Origin of the sequence: Micromonospora sp. DT48, assembly GCF_049844495.1 — a bacterium.
Lineage (GTDB): Bacteria > Actinomycetota > Actinomycetes > Mycobacteriales > Micromonosporaceae > Micromonospora.
On the sequence record NZ_JBNCLE010000023.1, the window covers coordinates 1 to 17,976 of the forward strand.

A 17,976-nucleotide genomic window follows, 5' to 3' on the forward strand; every position below is an offset into this window, starting at 1 on the left:
CCCGTGGTCAACCGGCACACCGACAAGCCCGCCGCACCTTCAACCGGACCTGACCAACCTCATCTCAAACACGCACTAAGGGACGTGCATCCATAATCGATCATGCTTTCGGTTCACAGGATCGGCTACTCCTCCATCGCATGTGTCGACTTCCGGACCTGCCGATACGAGTGCATCTGATCATGGCGAACTCCGGGCTACGGATGCGGACCGTCGAACATTCCCGCGCAACCCGAACTCGAACCAGGCAGCGAGGTCTGCGTCGAGATCGGTCTGAGTCGCCTCCGGCGCACACTCTCGCTTATCGGCGGCCAGATTCTGCGGTCCCCTCACGGGTCTGCCACGGAACCGTCGTCGCTCTGCGTCATGAGGAACGCTCCGGCTCAGGCTCGGTCGTGCCGAGAAGAGCGCGCGGTGACTGCCAGCAACACAGCATCCAGGGCACCGATGATGATCCTCCGTGGCGGAAGCCGCCACCCACCCTGCCGCACCGCTCGGTCATACTGGCGTCGTGTTCGCCCTTGTCGCCGATACTCCCGTCGCAGCCGGTGAGTTGGTCCGCCGAGGGCCAATGCAGTTCGGCCAGGACGTTCCAGGATGGACGGCGGCGCCGTACTGCCTGCATGTGCCGATCGAGCACCTTGTCGCGGTTTTCGAACCGGTCTACGACACGTTCCTCAACGACGGGCTGGCCGATGCCCGTGACTGTAGCGACGACTGGCCCGAAATCGAGGCTCTCGTCGCTGCCGGCTGCCCACCGCTGTCCGACATACCCACGAGACTGCCGGAACTGCTCGCCGAGATCCTGCGGGAGTCGTTGTACATGGACGTCCTCGACGCACTGCTGCCGCTGAAGCCCGACGTCACCATCAGATACCTGGCCAACACCGTCGACCATGTCGCCGTCGATCCGAACTGGGTGGCGGTGTGCGGACGAGCCTTTCAAGTACCCGAAGCGACCCTGTCCGGCTGAACCCCGCAAACGCCGACGACTCACCGTGTCAAGGCCCCCAGCATTAGGTTCCAATATTCGCCGCCGAGTGGATCAGGGCATTGGCGAACGTGACAGACATCGGGAGGAGACGGAGCGCGGACATGAGTGACGGCAGGTGGTTGGATCAGCTGGATCAGTGGGCCCGGCGGGGGTGGAGCCGGTTCCTGCTGCTGGTGGCAGCGCTGACGGTCGTAGGGGCGGTCATCGTCGTGATGCTGATCGTCGTGTTTGACGCGACCGGCGTCTTGGCCGAAGACTCACCATTCTGGCGCGGTGACGGGCCGGACTGGGCAGGAACCGTCGGCATCGTCTGCTACCTCACCGGACTGGCCTGCATAGGGGGCGCCTTCTGGTGGCTCGTGCGCAACGGCTACTACCAGCGTTACGCCCGCACCCGGCAATGGGCAAAAAGCTGGTCTCGTAGCCGGCACCTGGTCCGGCAGGTACGCGGCACCGTCGCACGCCGGGACGAGGATCGACCGTTGCTGCCCCTGGTTGCGGAATACCTGATCGACCAGCCGACATTCCTGCTGCCGCTCTACGGCGTGGCGCTGCTTCAGATCGGGCAGATGTTGACTCGGTGGGCACCGGGCTTCACCCTCATCGCCGTGCTCTTCGTCGGGGTGCTTACCGTCGGGGCCCTCCGGTCCTTCCAGAGCGCGCGCCGGGCGAGAGTGTTCCTCGCCGAACACGCGGGCGGCGAGACCTTACGCGTCGACCGCTGACGGCGGCATCTCGGCCCTGCGGGGGCGTACTGCGCGTCGACACCCGGGGGCCCTGACCGTCAGATCAGCAACAGCGTCTTGCCCACGGTGGTGCGGTTCTCGACCGCGGCGTGCGCGTCGGCGGCAGACTCCAACGGGAAGGTCTGACCGATGATCGGCCGGACACGCCCCGCTGCCGCCTGCGACATCATCCGTTCCGCCCACCTCGCCACATTCGGCCTGAAGCTGGAAAGCTGCTCGATGCCAATCACCTCCACACCCTTGCGGCGCGCCTCCGCCGGATCGATACGGGTGACCTCGCCGCTGGAGGCGCCGTGTATCGAGAAGCGGCCGCCACGGGCCGTGACCTCGAACGCGGCCCGCCCGATCTGGCCTCCGACACCATCGAACACCACATCCGGTCCCGCGCTCCCGGTCACTTCGAGCACACGCTTGGTCCAGCCTGGTTCGGAGTAGTCGACCACCGCTTCGACGCCCAGGTCACGAAGCACGTCGAGCTTTCGGGATCCGCGAGCGGCTCCGACGACGTGCGCGCCAGCCGCACGGGCGAGCTGCACCAGCAGGTTGCCCACCCCGCCCGCCGCCGCTTCGACCAGAACCCAGTCGCCGGGGCCGATCTTGGCGCCTTCGGCCAGTCCCATTGCCGTGCTGCCGTCGGTGTAGAGGGCGGCGGCCTCCGGCAGGCCCAAGCTGTCCGGTACCGGAAACAGGTTCCCGACCATCGCCACCGCCTGCTCGGCGAAACCACCGGTCTCTCCCGTGCGGGCGATGACACGCCGCCCCAGCCATGCCGGATCCACCTGCGCGCCGACCGCACTCACGAGCCCGGCCACCAGGCCGCCCGGCACATACGGCAGCTGCGGCCGCTCATGCCACCTGTCGGTGCCACGCCGGATCTGGGTCTCGACGAACGTCATGCCCGCTACCGCCACATCGACCACGACCTGGCCCGGCCCGGCTACCGGATCCGGTACCTCCGCCGGAACCAGCACCTCGGGACCCCCGAAACCGATCGCCTGGACCACCCGCATCTCACCCTGCCCCCGTCCCGCTCGCTGACGCGATCTACTGACAGGATGAAATCTGAAGTTAAGTTGAGGTCAAGGGATTCGCTCTGACGAGACGGGATCCCACCGGCGTCACGTCCATGGCAGGCTCATGCCGCATGATCGACGAATTCGCGAAAGACAACCTGCACGGGAGGCTGCGGCGGGACCGCGAGGCGTTGCTGTGGAAACTCGACGGCTTGTCCGAATACGACGCCCGTCGGCCTTTGACAGCGACCGGGACCAACCTCCTCGGTCTGGTCAAGCACGTGGCCACCGTCGAGGCCAGGTACTTCGGCGAGGTTTTCGACCGCCCTTCCCCGGAACCGCTGCCCCGGTGGCGGGACTCCAACGGCGCTGATCTGTGGGCGACTGAGGACGAGACCCGTGAGCAGATCATCGCGTTCTACCGACGCACGTGGGAACATTCGGACGCGACGATCAACGAGCTTCCCCTCGACGCCCCCGGCCACGTGCCGTGGTGGCCGGAGCCTTATGGCCCGCGCCGTTCGCAGCGGACGAAGCGCCCGGGGCCCGGATCGAGAACTCGAATGCTGGTTGACTACCCGCATGGTTGATCGGCGCGATGACCTGTCGACCCGGCTGATGCGGGTGGCCTCGAAGTTGGCGGCCGCAGCGTCGGTGCCCCGCGAACCGGTGATGTTCGGTGCGGATTCCCACCGTTTCCGGCTCGGGCCGGTGTTACCGGAAGGTGAGGTCGTCGGTTTCGAGAAGCGTCATGGGGTGAGGCTGCCGCCCGACTATCGCGGTTTCATCACCACCATCGGACATGGAGGACCTGGTCGGTTCGGTGGAGCAGGCCCCTTCTATGGTCTGCTCCCGATCGAGGACTGGGACCTGACGCTGGAGGGCGACCTCGACGTCACCATGTTGGCCAGGCCGTTCCCTGCCGAGCCCGGCCGGGTGTACGAAGACTGGCTTGCTCAGGCGGCGCCGGGCGAGGACGACGAGCCGTACCGCGGGACGTTGGCCCTCAGTCATCAGGGCTGCGGCGACCTGTCCCTCCTCGTCCTCAGCGGCCCTGCTCGCGGACGGGTTGTCGACACCCACCCCGGCAAGCAGGGCCCGCGCTTCACTCCGGATCCGGACTTCCTTTCGTGGTACGAGAGATGGCTGGACGCCGTTCTGGCCGGCGAGCACCACTTCCGCTGAGCGGTCGGTCGATTCCGCCATACGCGCACGTCATCTTGATCATGCACGTTCGTGCCTCGTCGGGTCCGTCGAGTCTGTCGGTCGCCGCCACGAGTACGGCGACCGAGAAGCTCACCACACCGCCCATGGTGCCCTTCTGTGTCGGACGCCGGTGGGTCAGGCCGTGGCTGCCATGGCGGCTTGTAGGTGTTGTCGGGTGTCTTCGTCGAAGGCGACGAGGCGTACCCGGTGGACGCTTGTCGGCGTGGATTTGATCGTTGCCACGGCGATCCTGGCCGCCTGGTCGGCAGGGTAGCCGTACACGCCGGTGGCGATTGCCGGAAAGGCGATGCTCCGGACGCCGAGTTCGTCGGCGACCTGGAGGCTCCTGCGATAGCAGGAGGCCAGCACGTCGGCCTCACCGTGGCCGCCGCCTTCCCAGACCGGACCGACGGCATGGATGATGTGCCGTACCGGTGGGTCGAGGTCGAACGCCGGGGTTGCCATCGCGTTGCCCGGCTCGCACGGGCCGATCGCGCCCCCGGCTTGCGCCAACCGAGGCCCCGCAGCGCGGTGAACCGCGCCGTCGACCCCACCACCGCCGAGCAGTGACTCGTTCGCGGCGGTGACGATGGCGTCCACGTTCTCTCGCGTGATGTCACCCATCACGACCTCGATCTCCACCACAGCAGAATCCTGACATACCAGACGAGGTTGTGCCCGCACAGCGTCACCAGACCAACTGCGGCGCGCAGGGATACGCCGGATCAGATGTCGAGGATCAGGGCGCGATGGTCCGACACCTCCGGCTCGGCCAGAATCTCGAACCGCTTCACCGCGGCGACGTCGGAGACGAGCAGATAGCTCGCGTGTCGCACCGCCTTGCGGTAGTGGGAGGTTCGAGTGTCTGCCGCGCCAACCAGATCGACAAGGCCGACCTCGGCCAGCACGCCGAACGTCTCGCTCTCCGGCAGCAGGTTGAAGTCTCCGCAGACGACCACCAGATCGTGCGGGCCGCGTACCCGGCACACGAGCTCCGCGAGCCGCTCGGCCTGCCGACGCCGTACCGGCGTATCAGTCTTGCCGGCCGGATCGCGCAGCCCATGCACCTGCACCACCCAGACCGACCGGCCCACGGCACGGTCTACCGTACGCACGGCGAGCGCCACGCGTGGACGATCCTCGACCGTCCACTCGACGTGGTCGACGAACTGCCCGTGCACGAAGGCCGAATCGACGCCGACGACTGGGAAGTGCTCACCGACCAGGGTCGCCAGACCGAAATCCTGCTGATGACGCGCGCCCGTGCCGTCGTACACCGGCCCGGAGTCGCTCGCCACGAAGATCGCCTGATGACGGGGCAACGTGCCACGTACATCATCGAGGAGATCAGCACGTTGGGGCAGCGACCGATGCGCATCCTCGAACCGCGTCCACCCGGTCAGGCCGGCTGTCCGGGTCACCTCCTGTAGGCAGACGATGTCGGCCTGGCTGCGAGGAAGCCACGCGACAAGTTCGTCGAACAACGCGCCACCCCAGGTGTTCACACTCACGATCCGCACAGCGACGCACCCCCGTCCCTCGATGTCCAGCGATCACGCATCACCGGCGCGACCCGACCTTAGATCAGTCGGGCCGTAACGGTTACGTCACCCGGCCACAAGCACCTTGGCCTAGGATGGAGGCGTGATCCCGTCGGACGCCGCGTACGCCTCGTGGATCACGCCGGATCTGCCGCTCTACGGCAATGATCACGAACGGTCCGACTTCGCTCCCTGACCGGCCCGGCCATCACGGCCGTCCCGTGTCCACTCTCATCTCGTCGTCCGGGAGCGACGTCTCATGTCTGCTGAGCTAATCCCCCCGAACAGCGCGCGTGCGGTGCTGCGTGCCCCGCAGGTTCCTCTGCTACTCGCCGCCAGCCAGGTGGGCCGGCTGCCTGTTGCGGCCTCCCCGATCGCCCTGCTGCTGTTCGCCCGCCAGCACGTCAGTCTCGGCGTCGCCGGTCTCGTCGTCGCCTTCTACACCGCCGGGATGGCGGCCGGTGCGCCGGTGCTGGCGCGCGCCGTCAACCGGCATGGTCAATCTGCCGTCCTGAACGCGTCAGCGTTGTTCTCAGCCGTCGGTTTCGCCGTGGTCGCGCTGGGTGGCGGTCGCCTGATCCCGACCCTGGCTGGTGCGGCGGTGGCCGGTCTGGGCACGCCGCCGTTGGAGGCATGCCTGCGTGCGCTCTGGCCGACGCTGGTTCCCGCACCCTCGGTGCCGGCGGCGTACGCCTTGGAGATCGCCGTTCACGAACTCACCTTCGTTGTCGGCCCGCTTGTCGCGGTCGCCGTCGTAGCTCTGGCCGGTACCTCAGCCGCGCTGCTGGTGGCGGCCTTGTTGCAGTTGGCCGGGGCTGCGGTCTTTGCCGCGAACAGCCGTGTGCGCCAGTGGCGGGACGATCCGGCGCCCCGACACTGGGCCGGCCCGCTGCGCTCGCCACGCCTGGTCTCGCTGGTGCTCGGCGTGGTCGGGGTAGGCGCGTCGATCGGGGTGTTGCCGGTAGTCGTCACCGCTTACGCCGAGACTGTCGGCAACCGTTCCCTGGCCGGGTGGCTGCTGGCGGCGCAGGCGGCTGGCGGGCTGATCGGCGGGTTGTGCTATACCCGCCTGAGCCCCGGCGGCCCGGCCCGACTACCGCTGGTGGCCGTGGCGTTCTCGGCCGGGCTGGCGCCGCTGGCACTGGCTCCGGCACCGCCGGTGATGGCTCTCCTGATCGTCGTTGCCGGCCTCAGCCTGCCCCCGCTGCTGACCGTTGTCTTCCTGGCTGCCGACCGGCACGCACCTGCCGGCACATCGGTGGAGGCGTTCGCCTGGATCATCACGGCGTTCGCCGTCGGTAGCGCGGCAGGCTCCGCTGCGGCGGGCGCGCTGGCTACCGTCGATCTGACGTACGGATTCCTCCTGGCACCTATCGTCGCCGCCGCCGCGGTGCTCGTCATGCTCCCAGGGCGGGTTAGCTGACACCGGTTAGCCGTAGCGGATTGCGGCCAGTGAGCAGCATCCAGGGTGGGCTGCCAGTCCACGTCCGTCGGGATGAGACGGAGGTATCCATCACTCACGGGCCGACCGTGCCGAGCGGTACGCGCGAAAGACCGTGGACGAGGTGGCGGCCAGTTGCGGACGGGACGGCAACCAGACGGTCTGGATACCAAGTTGCTCGTTCATCGCGGCGAGCTGGTACTCGTGTTGGAGGTCTGCGGCCGTACGTAGGCCGCGGACGATGACCGTGGCGCCACGGCGCAGACAGTAGGCGCTGGTCAGGCCAGCCCAGGTATCCACTTCGACGTTGTCCCAGGATGCCGGCATGACGTCGCGTACGAGTGCCGCCCTGGTCGTGGCCTCGGCGGTTGGCTGTTTGTCGGGGTTCACCGCCAGCAACACGATGATCCGATCGAACATCAGCCGAGCACGGTCCACCAGGTCGCGGTGCCCCGGGGTGAACGGATCGAACGTACCGGGATAGATCGCCAGCGAACCGTGAACAGGCGTCACCACGACTCCAAGTGAACATTTCGGACTTTTATCCGAGCGACGTTTATCGCCAGTATGGTGGCCGGCGCTACGTGGCAACGCCGAGCCCGGGGCCGGCGTCGTTCCATCGGTTGGCGAAGGCGCCTGCGCGGGCGGCGGCGGTGACGCTGTGGGCGGCAAGTTCTCGACCCTGACGGACAGCCCACCATCGTCGTCACCGGACCCGACGGCGCCCTGTGGACGGCATTGGAGAACGGCGCCCTGGCCCGCATCACTGTCTCCGCTCGTGACGCAGACAGTCGCCTCCGCCTCGCGACAGCCGCAATCCAGTGGCTACGACACCGCTGCGCCGATGCGCAGGACGCTGTCAATCCGTGACAGCGCCCTGCGCACTCACGCGCCGCCGCCCGAGCGCTACCGGGCAGCTACGGCCCATCCATGCAGCCTGGCCCAGCACCGTCAACGTGCCGCAGCGCTAGCGCAGATGCCGCCTGAAGAACCCGGCCGCGTCCTCCCCCGCGAAGTGCGGGACGCCGGTGTGTCCGCCCATGTTGGCGTGCAGCGTCTTCTCCCTGGAGCCGAAGGCATCGAACAGGTCCAGGGCCGCCTGCCGGTCGTTTCCCTCGTCGTCCCACTGCAGCAGGACGTGCAACGGAATGGTGACCTGTCGGGCTTCCTCGAACATGGTGCGAGGCACGAAACTCCCGGCGAACAGCCCGGCAGCCACGATGCGCGGCTCGACCACCGCAAGCCGGATGCCGATGGAGATCAATCCACCCGAATACCCGATCGGGCCACTGATGTCCGGCAGTGACAGCAGGGCATCCAGGGCGGCCTGCCATTCCGGGACCGCCCGGTCGACGAGCGGGAGGACGAGTGCGTCGATGATCTCGTCGCTGACCGGCTCGCCGGCCTCCAGCACCCGACGCAGGTCGGCTCGGGCCTGCTCGGCGGCAGCCCACCGGGGCCGGTCACCGCTGCCGGGCAGTTCGATGGTGGCTGCGGCAAAACCCTCCACCGCGCACTGCCGGGCGCGAGCCAGCAGACGGGGGTACATGGTGCGCAGTCCGAGCGGGGGGTGCCCGAGCAGGATCAGCGGCACCGGTGCCGAGGCTGATCCGGGCGTCCACAGGATGCCGGGGACCTCGTCGAGGGTGAATCCGCGTTCGAGGATCCCGTCATCGAGACGCTGTTCGGTGGTGAATCGCATGGTCGTGCCTTTCGGGAGTGCTCGCGAACGGCGCTCCCGGACGACCTATCGCCCGACCGTGACCCCGGAGGGGAGCACCCATGTCGAAACGTTCACGGGTACCACCTCCTCGATTTCGCACGGCCGCGAGGAACCTAACAGCGGCCACCGTGATCCGCCACCCGTTTTCCGGCGCAGGCTCCGTGCCGCGTGAACCGACAGGTCGCAGGCGTCGATCCTGGGTTGCGGTCGAATGCTTGCCGTTGACGGCAGTGGTGATCCTAGGATCCGGTGTGGCGACGAGGGCTGGTGACGGCTGGCGGTGGTGGCTGAGCGCGGGCAGCGCGGGGCTGGTGATGTTGCCGTACTGGCAGGGTGAGTCTTGGCTAGCGGTGGTGGCGGCAACGTTCGGTGTGATCGTGGTCGGTGCGTGGGCGTGGGGTACCCGGAGCGGCCGTGGCGTGGGTGTTGTTGTCGGTGTCGGTCTCATCGTCGTGCTGGCCGCGATGTTCGCTGTCTCGCAGTGGCCTCGCGGCCTACCCGTCGCGCCGTGGCTTGACTGGTTCGCGGGGTGGTTGATGGTCGGTGCGGTGTGCCTGGCGGCGATGGTGTTCAGCCGCGTCACATATCCATCGCCGGTGGAGTGGAACTGGGTGTCGGTTCGGTGGATCGCCTCGGTGGTACCGCTGGCCGCTGTGGTGCTGCTGTGCGGTGGTGGGCTCACCTACGGTCAGCTCGACGCTGACTTGAGGTTCCGAGTAAGTGTTCGCGAGGACGAATTCCTTCCGCTGCCGATGTCGCTGCGGCTGGTCTCGGCCGAGCCGTGTGCCTCTGGCGGCAGCGCCGGCAACTGCACGGCGGAGTTCGTGGTGACGGCCACCGACGGTGCCAGCCGGGGAACGACCGTGAACCGGCTCGTCGCTCACCTGCGCGAGCGCGGATGGCCACTGCAACCCGAACGTGGCAGATACTACGGCAGCCGTGAAATCAGCGGACTCATGCACTGGAAGCCACACCGAATGTGGCTGTATACCGAAGAAGAACCACCTCCGGTGCTAGAACCGGCGTCACCACGCGACTCCGTGACCGTATACATCGACAACACCTAACGCAGCCCTTGACGGGGAGGCCACGGACCGTCGTCCTCCGGCCAAGGTGGGTGCTCGCGCTCAGGCTCGGTCGTGCCGAGGAGCGCGCGTGGCGCAGACCGCGCGCAACCCTTCGACCGGGTCGTAGTGCAGGTCGAACCCGGCCACCGAGGCGGTCCCGTCGGGGTTGATGTCGAGCACCAGTTCGCCGGCCAGCCACGGGCTGTCCTGCCAGGCACGCAGATCGTTGCGCTGTTCCAGGTCGGCGACGACGTCGTCGACCACGTCGGCGGCGGTCATCGCTCGTGGCATCGGCAGGCTGCAACGGGCGATCATCCGAGGTAGTGGTCGACGGGGCAGGCTGCTGGTCGGCACGGGTACCCCGCCCCCGTCGATCCACGGGGGAAGGATCAGGCCCTGCGGGGTGCGTACCAGGAGTAGGACGTCGAGGGTTTCGGTGTCACGGACGTGGCCGTGCGCCCTACGCTCGTCGGCGTGGCCGACGCCGCCGGAGAGCCAGCCGATCAGGGGTACGCCCGGTTCGGCGACACCGGCCAGGCGGAAGCTGTCGGCCTTCGACTCCTTGGTGGCGATCTCGTCGCGTTGTCTGGCCTCCGCGTCGATCATGGCGGGCTGCCAGGACTCAGGGCCGACCGGCGTGTCGCCGTAGGCGGTCTGGGTGATCGTCGCGATGTCGTCAGGTAGCCGCAACGGTTTGCCGTCCAGGTAGGGCAGGAGCACGGCGGCGCTGCGCAGCAGGGTGGCCGGCTGGTAGACGCGTCGTGATCCATTGACCGGCTGGGGTGGTTCGACGCTCCAGTCGGCGCCGGTGATCCAGCAGGTCGGCGTCGCGTGCCGGGCGGGCCGGTCGGCGCGCGGGTGGCGGTGCAGCCGCCCGACGCGTTGCAGCACCAGGTCGACCGGGGCGAGGTCGGTGACGAGCAGGTCGAAGTCGATGTCGAGGGACTGCTCGGCTACCTGGCTGGCCACCACGATGTGCCGGTGGGGGCGGTCGCCGCTGCCCGGGGGGCCGAAGGTGTCGCGTAGCCAGCGGTCCTTGGCGGCCCGGTCGACGGCCATGAAGCGGGAGTGCGCCACCGACACGGGTGTGTCCGATCCGAGGGCTGCGCGGAGCGCGGCGGCGGTCTCCTGGACCCGGGCCCCGGTGTTGCGGACGACGAGGGCGCACCCGCCGTCGGCGAGCCGGTCGCGGAGCAGGTCCACCAGTGCGGGCAGGTCGTCGGGGAGCCGCCGCAGCGTCACGTCGCTGCTCCGTCCGGAGTCGCCGCAGCTCGTCGCGGTGGCACCGCGTTGCTCGTTGGAGACGGTCACCAGGGGGTAGCGCAGATCGGTGCGCAGGGGTGCGTACGGGTCGATGCGTGGTTTGCCCGGGTCGCGCCAGGTCAGCGTCGGGGGTGGGCCGAGGCGGCCGTCGTCGTACGCCTTCATCAGCTCGGCCCGTCGCTGTGCCGGCAGCGTCGCGGAGAGCACGACCACCGGTACGCCGTACGCGCCAAGCCACTCCAGCGCCCGGTCGAGGAACCGGCCCATGTAGACGTCGTAGGCGTGTGCCTCGTCGATGACCACGACCTTGCCGGCCAGTCCGAGGTGACGCAGCACCAGGTGCTCGCTGCGCAGCGCGGCGAGCAACAGCTGGTCGATGGTGCCGACGACGAAACTGGACAGCATGGTCCGCCTGGCACCGGCGAGCCAGCGGTGCACGCCGATGTCGGCACCCCTGGTGTCCTCGCCGATGCCGCTGGGCAGCAGGGTCGTGCGCAGGTCGTCGTAGTCGGGGTTGAGGGCGGCTTTGCCGTGGACCAGCCGCACGTCACGGTCGCCCCAGCCGACCTGGGTGTCGGGCAGCCGCCGCAGCCAGGACAGCATCCGGCCGAACATGGCGTCGCTGGTGGCCCGGGTGGGCAGGGCGAGATAGCAGCCGGCGGCACCGGTACGGCGGGCGAGGATCTCCACCGCCGCGAGAGCGGCCTCGGTCTTGCCGTCTCCCATCGCCGCCTCGACGATCATCATCCCCGGTGTGGGCATGGCCTCGGCCAGATCGGCGACGGTCCGCTGCACCGGACGTGGTGCCGCCCCCACAGGCAACGCGAACCGCGCCGCGAACAGCTTGTCCACGCTGGTCGGTGCGGCGGCGGGTCGCCAGGGCACCGGCAGGTCCACCAACTCCCACCCGGCACGCAGCCGATCGGCGTCGTTGCCGATGATCAGGTACGGGAAGTACTCCTCGTTGCTGGCGATCCAGTCGGCGACGGTCACCAGACCGGTCAGCATCGCCTGCACCGGCTGCGACAGCGCCACTCCGCTCCAGTCGGCGAGCCGGTAACCGGCACCCGACCGGTGCGCCATCCAGGTCAGCAGTTCGTGTTGGACGGACCGCCACGTGTCGCCGCCGAGCAGGTGGGGGCGCATCCGCAGCTCGCGCAGGCCCATATCGGTCGGCGGTACGCCGTGGTGTCCGCCGACGACCACGGCGTACGGGTGCGGGTCCGCCCAGTCCTGCTCGTGCAGCCAGTCGGCCACCAGCACGTGCCCGGCGGTGGCGTGCGGCGCGTACCTGCGGTCGGCGCTGATCAGATCCCGCTGGTAGCCGAGGCCGTGGTCACGCATCCGCTCCGCAAGGTTGTACGCCTGACAGGCGAAAGCCGGGGTGGCCTTACCGATGTCATGGATACCGGCGAGCCAGACGAGCAGAGTGCGAGCGTCAGCCTCACCACCGGGCAGTTCGTCGGCGACACGGTGCCGCGCCGCACGACCCAGCCAGTGATCCCACAACTGTCCGGCCACATCGGCCGTGTCCGCCAGGTGCCGCCACAGCGGCAACCAACCCACCGGAGAGGTGCCCAGCCGGTCGGTCTTGCCCCAGACCGTGCGTGCCGCCGCGCCCAGCGGTGGGGCGTCAAGGCTCGCCCGGGCGGTCATCGGGCCACCGGCAGCAGCGGGCTCGGTGCGCCGCTGTGGTGCAGGTCCTCATCCACGCCGAGCCGCGCCTGGTCGACGGCGTGCTGCATCCGGCGTTGCAGCCGGGCGTGAGCGGGCAGGAAGCCTTGACCGATAGCCAACTCAGCCATACGTCCCCCGATAATGGGCACCCGGGCCTGCCGGGAGCGAGATGGACGGAACTGTCACACGCCAGACACGACCGGCCGTCTGATTCACGCAGCATGGACACCGCGCCCGCAGTCACCGCGCGGTCACTTCATGATGCATCTTGTGAACCGTGCTTGCAAGCACGTACCTCCGCTCTGTGTTCACCGGCGACCCGGACGGATGTCCCCGATCGCGACCACGTCGGTCGCTATGCTGAGCCGCGTGTTGCCCGGCACAAGCCTCAAAGACCGCTATCGCCTGGCTCGATTCCCCCTGGCGCACAAGGGAATGGGCGAGGTCTGGCCGGCACACGACGCACTGCTGGACCGGCCGGTCATCGTCAAGTTCGTCGCCGTCACGGACCTCGACCTGGTGCGCCGTTTCCGCCGCGAGGCGCTGCTCACCGCCCGTCTCGACCACCCCGGCGTGCCCGCCGTCTACGACCTCGGCGAACACGCCGGCCACCCCTACGCGGTCCTTCAGAAGATCGACGGCATCTCCCTGTCGGACCTGGTCGCCGAACACGGTCCACTCCCGATCGGCTGGGTGGCCGCCATCGGAGCCCAGATCAGCAGTGTCCTGCTCGCGGCACAGCGACTCGGGCTCGTGCACCGCGACATCAAGCCCAGCAACGCCATGCTGGAGTCGAGCGGCTCGGTCAAGGTGCTCGACTTCGGCCTGGCCGTCATTCCCGACGACGACCGCTACTCGCGGATCACCCAGAGCGGGCAGGCCGTCGGCACCTTCGGCTACATGGCACCGGAGCAGATATTCGGTCAACGCACCGATCACCGCGCCGACCTGTACGGGCTGGGCGCCACCCTGTTCGACCTGCTCACCGGCAGCCCACCCTTCGACGGCCTGACCACCATGACCACGGTGCGGCGGCAAATCACCGCGGCACCGCCCCGGCCCGCCACGCTGCGACCCGAGACCCCGGCCACGCTCGACGACCTGGTGCACTCGCTACTGGCGTCCACCCCCGACGACCGGCCGGACAGCGCCGCCGACGTCTACCGCGTCCTGGCGCCCCTGTCGGAGAACCTGCCGCCGATACCCGGTGTGCTGGACGAGTCCGTCACCGCCGTGCAGGCATACGCCGCGATCGTCGGCCGCACGCCACCACAGCACGCGCGCCCACTCCCGCAGCAGCACGCACCAGACGCGGATCACTGAACAATCGGGGCAGCAGCACCGCCTTCTGTTCGGCGAACCGGCGACCCCCGTAGTGGAAGATCTGGGCACAGTTCTGCCCGCGCGTCTCGGTCGTCATCGCGCGCGCCGCCAGCGGTGAGTACATCGTGCTGTGCTTCAACCAGGCCGCTTCCTCGCCGTGCCGGTCGAAACCCCGGCCGCTCGCCGCATGCCCGAACACATCGTGAACCGCCCGGAACATGTCGTTCTCCCCGTCACTGAGGTAGGGATGAGGGTTGCCGGTGGCCGCGCTCGCCCACACCTTCAGCCGACGTCTGCGCAGGTCATCGACCATCGACTCGACGTCGGCGTACGGGTCCTCGTCGACGATGCGCACGCTCACGCCCAAGCCACCGAACTCCACCCGCCCGACCAGGAGGTGGTACTGCTGAACGGTCTCCCGGCCGAACGCCGCGTAGGCGGCGTAGGCACGTTCGTCGCACCGGGGTGCCGCCACGTACGCATCCGCGATGGCAGCACCGAGGACCGGATCAAGGCGCACTCGCGCGTACGCCTGGGAAGAGTCGATGCCCGCGGTCGCCGGAGCGTAGCGGCGCGCGCCACGGCAGACGTACGCGACCGGCGGGAAGCACGCAGACGCAACGGTTGACGAAGCTGCTTCGCGCAAGGGTGTTCATGGTCCTCCTCAGGTCGACGGAATCGGGTCGGTCGTACGGCTCAGCGGGGAGTCGCTCGCTCCCGCTCCGAGGGCGGGCGCATCTGCTCACGCGCCGCGGTGAGCTGCTCGCGACGGAGCAGCTCACCGAGCATCCGGATCTCGGAGGCGCGACGGGCCTGGCAGAGCTGGGCGAACTTTCCGACGGTGGTGCTGCGGCCACGACGTGGCATGGGGAACCTCCCGATGGGGTGTCGAACCGAACGACCGGAACCATAGCGCCTGTGAAGCGCGTACACAAACACCATTGTCGTGCTAAGGTTCACGAGTGACGACGGAGCCGAGTCTGGTCCCGAACGAGACCACCCTGACCGCCAGCGGCATCGCCCGGCTGGCCAACGTCGGCCGGGCTGCGGTGAGCAACTGGCGACGCCGCTACGCCGACTTCCCGACACCCGTCGGCGGCACCCCCGCAAGCCCGTCCTTCGACGCACGGGAGGTGGAAAGCTGGCTGCGTCGGCACGGCCGGCTACACCGGGCCAGCACCGACGAATGGGCCTGGCGACACATCGAGAGCTACCAACCAGCGGCCCAGATCAGCGACGTGCTCGGCATCGCCGGCGCGCTGCTCCTCGTCCGCGCCAGTCAGACCCAGGCCACCGACGCCGGCCTGCCGACACCGCGACAGCTCGTCACCCGGCTGCGCGCTCTCGACCGCGCTCTGGCCACAATGGTCGACCCGCTGCTGCCGAAACAGTGGACCGCACAACTCGACACCCTGTTGCGCGTTGTGGACCAACTCGGCACGGAGCAGGGCCCCGAAACGGCCTTCGAGTACCTGCACCACCGCTACGCTTCCTCAGCCCACTCCATGTCCGGCCTGGCCGGGACACCGGACGCCGTCGCCGAGGTGATGCTGGCCCTCGCCGGGCAGGGAACCCACACCTTCGACTTCACCAGCGGCACCGGGTCGATCCTACGAATGGCCGCCGACCAGGCCCTGGCACGCGGCACCGCCACCCGCTGCTACGCCCAGGAGATCAACCCGCAGTACGCCCTCATCACCATGCTGCGACTGTGGCTGCTGCACCTGCGCGCCCGACGCAGCATCGACACCGAGCCACCCGTCGTACACGTCGGCGACAGCCTGCTCGCCGACGCACTACCCGACCTGCGGGCCGACGTCGTCGTAGCGAACTTCCCGTTCGGCATCCACGAATGGGGCCACGACCAACTCGCCTACGACCCCCGCTGGACCTACGGCCTGCCCCCACGCACCGAACCCGAACTCGCCTGGGTCCAGCACGCCCTCGCCCACCTGGCACCCGGCGGCACCGCCGTCGTGCTCATGCCACCGGCCGCCGCGTCCCGCCCCGCCGGCCGCCGCGTCCGCGCCGAACTGATCCGACGAGGCGCCCTACGCGCCGTCGTCGCCCTCCCCGCCGGCCTGATGCCACCCACCGGCATCGGACTACACGTCTGGGTACTCACCCAACCCGACCCGCACCAGCCACCGGCAGGCGACCTCCTCATGGTCGACACCACCGCCGCACCCGACCGGCCACTCACCGACACCGTGGCCAGCGCGTGGAGCACCTACCGATCACCCGCGTACGCCGAACTGCCCGGCGTCCACCGGGCGGTGCCCGTCATCGACATCCTCGACGACCACGTCGACCTCACCCCGCAACGCCACCTCCCCCAGACCCACGGCTCCGCCACCGATCCAGCACAGGTCATCACCCGGATCGACGAGTTCGACCGACTGCTCGACCAACTGCGACACAACCTGCCAGCGGTAGCACCGGCACCGGACACACCCCTACGCGACGCCCCGCACGCCGACATCGCCGACCTCATCCGCTCCGGCAGCATCACCGTGCACCGCGCCCCCAACCGCAGCCGATCAACAGGCACCACCGCCACCACCGTCGTCCTGACCGCCGCCGACATCCTCTCCGGCAGCCCGGCCACCGGCACCACAACCCGCACCACCGACGACGAGCCAGGACCCGACGTACGCCCCGACGACATCCTCGTCCCCGTCATCGGCCACAAGATCAGCGCCCGAGTGGCCACCCCAGAACAGATCGGCGCCGAACTCGGACCCGGCACCCAACTCATCCGCGTCGACACCACCCGCTTCGACCCGTGGTTCATCGCCGGCGTCATCTCCCACACCGACAACCTGCGCATCGCCGGCCGCGCCTCCAGCACCGGAAACGGCGCGATGCGCATCGACATCCGGCGGCTGTCCATCCCGGTCCTGGCACTCGAACAGCAGCACACGTACGGCGAAGCCTTCCGCCGACTCGCCGAGTTCCGCACCACCCTGGAGCGAGCATCAGCGACCGGAGCCACACTCGCCCGTGAGATCAACGACGCCCTGACATCAGGCGTTCTCGGGCTCACCCACTGAGCGCACCGAGGTCTCGTCCGGGGCGGGCAGCACGCCGTTCGGTGCGGCTTGTCCTCCGGGCGCTGGGCTCCGCCCGTCGACGGGACCAGAGCCGCGCGGTCGGGCTGTGGTCCCGCCGCGCCGCCACCGTGCGTACCCGTCGATCAGCCGGACCCTCAGCGCCAGGTTCTCCGGCCGCGCGGCCGAGCGCGGGCCGGTACCGGAAAGGCACCTGACGGGTCCGGGAAACGTCGGTTGAATGACGTGGTGATCACGATGCAGGCGGTCGTCGAGGTGCCGATGCTCGACAGCAGGGTGCCATGGCCGGTGGAGCCGTTGACACCCGGCTCCTGGCTGGTGCTCGACGCCGATTGTCCCGACGAGCGGATCGGTCTGTTCGTGGCGGCTCTGGCAAGTGGGATCGAGGTGGCGTCTCCTGGCGGCCACAAAGAGGTCGCGGACGCGCTGCTGGCCGAGGAACTCCTCATCGTTGCTGGTGGTGTGCGGGTGTGCGACGCCAGGACCGGGACGAACGTCGTGCCGGGTTGTTGCAGTGGGCTGGAGGACTGGCGGGACTGGGCACAGGCACTCGCCGGTGGTTCACCGTGGCTGGGACATGACCCGGCTCCGGAGGTTGAGGTGCTCGGTGAGGATCTGCGGGTGTGGCAGGACAGTGGCCCGAATCGTCGTCGCGGCCCCTGGGCAGATCACCACATCGACTTTCCGCGCCGTGCGCTCGCGCCACTGTTGATGCGCGTACAGCGGGATCTGGTCGGCTTCCTGAACGCACTCGCCGGATGGGCCGCACGGTCCGGACTGGGCCGGCGAGGAACGGCGCTGGTGAACGCCGTGGATCGGAGCTTCGCCGTCACGGCACCGCTCGACGTGCCGACAGGCTAGCGCCGACGCCGCAGAAGGTGAACGCGCTCGACGACACCTCTCCGACAGCG

The 17,976-nt window shown here is 68.9% G+C and carries 17 protein-coding genes and 1 pseudogene; 9 read left to right on the forward strand and 9 right to left on the reverse strand.

The genetic code is table 11. From position 1 onward, the window contains the following. Nucleotides 1-460 precede the first annotated feature (460 nt). The gene (locus tag ACLQ2S_RS23390) at nucleotides 461-973 is read left to right on the forward strand and encodes a hypothetical protein (protein WP_155218779.1); all 513 of its coding nucleotides are present in this window, start codon (nucleotides 461-463) and stop codon (nucleotides 971-973) included. Nucleotides 974-1,167: 194 nt separating this feature from the next. Continuing rightward, the gene (locus ACLQ2S_RS23395; protein ID WP_425702886.1) at nucleotides 1,168-1,719 is read left to right on the forward strand and encodes a hypothetical protein; all 552 of its coding nucleotides are present in this window, start codon (nucleotides 1,168-1,170) and stop codon (nucleotides 1,717-1,719) included. Nucleotides 1,720-1,778: 59 nt separating this feature from the next. On the opposite strand, the gene ACLQ2S_RS23400 is transcribed toward ACLQ2S_RS23395, so the two are convergent. After that, a complete protein-coding gene (locus ACLQ2S_RS23400) occupies nucleotides 1,779-2,750 on the reverse strand; it encodes a zinc-binding dehydrogenase (protein ID WP_425702888.1) in 972 nt (323 codons plus the stop codon). A 134-nt stretch (nucleotides 2,751-2,884) separates the two neighbouring features. On the opposite strand from ACLQ2S_RS23400, the pseudogene ACLQ2S_RS23405 reads away from it, so the two are divergent. Next, a pseudogene (locus tag ACLQ2S_RS23405) lies at nucleotides 2,885-3,259 on the forward strand (DinB family protein); the annotation flags it as partial. A gap of 112 nt (nucleotides 3,260-3,371) precedes the next feature. Continuing rightward, on the forward strand, nucleotides 3,372-3,938 hold the full coding sequence (locus tag ACLQ2S_RS23410) for an SMI1/KNR4 family protein (protein ID WP_155218774.1): 567 nt from the start codon (nucleotides 3,372-3,374) through the stop codon (nucleotides 3,936-3,938). Nucleotides 3,939-4,094: 156 nt separating this feature from the next. Here ACLQ2S_RS23410 and ACLQ2S_RS23415 read toward each other — a convergent pair whose 3' ends face one another. Then, entirely contained in the window at nucleotides 4,095-4,604 is a 510-nt protein-coding gene (locus ACLQ2S_RS23415) for an O-acetyl-ADP-ribose deacetylase (RefSeq protein ID WP_309223370.1), read from the reverse strand. 80 nt (nucleotides 4,605-4,684) lie between these two features. Then, nucleotides 4,685-5,479, reverse strand: coding sequence for an endonuclease/exonuclease/phosphatase family protein (locus tag ACLQ2S_RS23420; protein WP_425702891.1), 795 nt, complete (start codon nucleotides 5,477-5,479; stop codon nucleotides 4,685-4,687). A gap of 280 nt (nucleotides 5,480-5,759) precedes the next feature. On the opposite strand from ACLQ2S_RS23420, the gene ACLQ2S_RS23425 reads away from it, so the two are divergent. Further along, nucleotides 5,760-6,923: an MFS transporter gene (locus ACLQ2S_RS23425; protein WP_155218773.1), complete on the forward strand. Its 1,164-nt coding sequence runs from the start codon at nucleotides 5,760-5,762 to the stop codon at nucleotides 6,921-6,923. Nucleotides 6,924-7,013: 90 nt separating this feature from the next. On the opposite strand, the gene coaD is transcribed toward ACLQ2S_RS23425, so the two are convergent. Continuing rightward, nucleotides 7,014-7,454 carry a pantetheine-phosphate adenylyltransferase gene (gene coaD, locus ACLQ2S_RS23430; RefSeq protein ID WP_309223369.1) on the reverse strand — a complete coding sequence of 147 codons (441 nt, stop codon included), beginning with the start codon at nucleotides 7,452-7,454 and terminating at the stop codon, nucleotides 7,014-7,016. A 454-nt stretch (nucleotides 7,455-7,908) separates the two neighbouring features. Further along, the gene (locus ACLQ2S_RS23435) at nucleotides 7,909-8,643 is read right to left on the reverse strand and encodes an alpha/beta hydrolase (RefSeq protein WP_155218771.1); all 735 of its coding nucleotides are present in this window, start codon (nucleotides 8,641-8,643) and stop codon (nucleotides 7,909-7,911) included. Nucleotides 8,644-8,915: 272 nt separating this feature from the next. Here ACLQ2S_RS23435 and ACLQ2S_RS23440 point away from each other — a divergent pair, with 272 nt between their 5' ends. Next, on the forward strand, nucleotides 8,916-9,731 hold the full coding sequence (locus tag ACLQ2S_RS23440; protein WP_425702894.1) for a hypothetical protein: 816 nt from the start codon (nucleotides 8,916-8,918) through the stop codon (nucleotides 9,729-9,731). Nucleotides 9,732-9,791: 60 nt separating this feature from the next. Here the strand turns inward: ACLQ2S_RS23440 and cas3 are convergent, their stop codons facing one another. Both cas3 and ACLQ2S_RS23450 read right to left on the reverse strand, forming a co-directional pair. Then, nucleotides 9,792-12,650: a CRISPR-associated helicase Cas3' gene (gene cas3, locus ACLQ2S_RS23445; RefSeq protein WP_425702896.1), complete on the reverse strand. Its 2,859-nt coding sequence runs from the start codon at nucleotides 12,648-12,650 to the stop codon at nucleotides 9,792-9,794. After that, nucleotides 12,647-12,799, reverse strand: coding sequence for a hypothetical protein (locus ACLQ2S_RS23450; protein ID WP_155218763.1), 153 nt, complete (start codon nucleotides 12,797-12,799; stop codon nucleotides 12,647-12,649). Before ACLQ2S_RS23450 ends, cas3 begins: the two co-directional genes overlap by 4 nt. A gap of 241 nt (nucleotides 12,800-13,040) precedes the next feature. Here ACLQ2S_RS23450 and ACLQ2S_RS23455 point away from each other — a divergent pair, with 241 nt between their 5' ends. Next, complete coding sequence (locus ACLQ2S_RS23455; protein ID WP_425702898.1) at nucleotides 13,041-13,994, forward strand: serine/threonine-protein kinase; 954 nt, start codon at nucleotides 13,041-13,043, stop codon at nucleotides 13,992-13,994. Here the strand turns inward: ACLQ2S_RS23455 and ACLQ2S_RS23460 are convergent. Next, the gene (locus ACLQ2S_RS23460; protein ID WP_425702900.1) at nucleotides 13,897-14,469 is read right to left on the reverse strand and encodes a hypothetical protein; all 573 of its coding nucleotides are present in this window, start codon (nucleotides 14,467-14,469) and stop codon (nucleotides 13,897-13,899) included. The two genes, ACLQ2S_RS23455 and ACLQ2S_RS23460, sit on opposite strands and share 98 nt — an antisense overlap. 221 nt (nucleotides 14,470-14,690) lie before the next feature. Beyond that, nucleotides 14,691-14,861 (reverse strand): hypothetical protein, encoded by a 171-nt coding sequence (locus ACLQ2S_RS23465; RefSeq protein ID WP_425702902.1) that lies wholly within the window; start codon nucleotides 14,859-14,861, stop codon nucleotides 14,691-14,693. Between the two features lie 95 nt (nucleotides 14,862-14,956). Here ACLQ2S_RS23465 and ACLQ2S_RS23470 point away from each other — a divergent pair, with 95 nt between their 5' ends. Beyond that, nucleotides 14,957-17,047 carry an N-6 DNA methylase gene (locus ACLQ2S_RS23470; RefSeq protein ID WP_425702904.1) on the forward strand — a complete coding sequence of 697 codons (2,091 nt, stop codon included), beginning with the start codon at nucleotides 14,957-14,959 and terminating at the stop codon, nucleotides 17,045-17,047. 255 nt (nucleotides 17,048-17,302) lie between these two features. Beyond that, nucleotides 17,303-17,926, forward strand: coding sequence for a hypothetical protein (locus tag ACLQ2S_RS23475; protein ID WP_155218995.1), 624 nt, complete (start codon nucleotides 17,303-17,305; stop codon nucleotides 17,924-17,926). Nucleotides 17,927-17,976 lie beyond the last annotated feature (50 nt).

Coding starts and splice junctions, on each gene's coding strand:
- ACLQ2S_RS23410 (WP_155218774.1), top strand. CDS start 3,372: ATGCGGGTGGCCTCGAAGTTGGCGGCCGCAGCGTCGGTGCCCCGCGAA.
- ACLQ2S_RS23425 (WP_155218773.1), top strand. CDS start 5,760: ATGTCTGCTGAGCTAATCCCCCCGAACAGCGCGCGTGCGGTGCTGCGT.
- cas3 (WP_425702896.1), bottom strand. CDS start 12,650: ATGACCGCCCGGGCGAGCCTTGACGCCCCACCGCTGGGCGCGGCGGCA.
- ACLQ2S_RS23450 (WP_155218763.1), bottom strand. CDS start 12,799: ATGGCTGAGTTGGCTATCGGTCAAGGCTTCCTGCCCGCTCACGCCCGG.
- ACLQ2S_RS23475 (WP_155218995.1), top strand. CDS start 17,303: ATGCAGGCGGTCGTCGAGGTGCCGATGCTCGACAGCAGGGTGCCATGG.
- ACLQ2S_RS23435 (WP_155218771.1), bottom strand. CDS start 8,643: ATGCGATTCACCACCGAACAGCGTCTCGATGACGGGATCCTCGAACGC.
- ACLQ2S_RS23465 (WP_425702902.1), bottom strand. CDS start 14,861: ATGCCACGTCGTGGCCGCAGCACCACCGTCGGAAAGTTCGCCCAGCTC.
- ACLQ2S_RS23400 (WP_425702888.1), bottom strand. CDS start 2,750: ATGCGGGTGGTCCAGGCGATCGGTTTCGGGGGTCCCGAGGTGCTGGTT.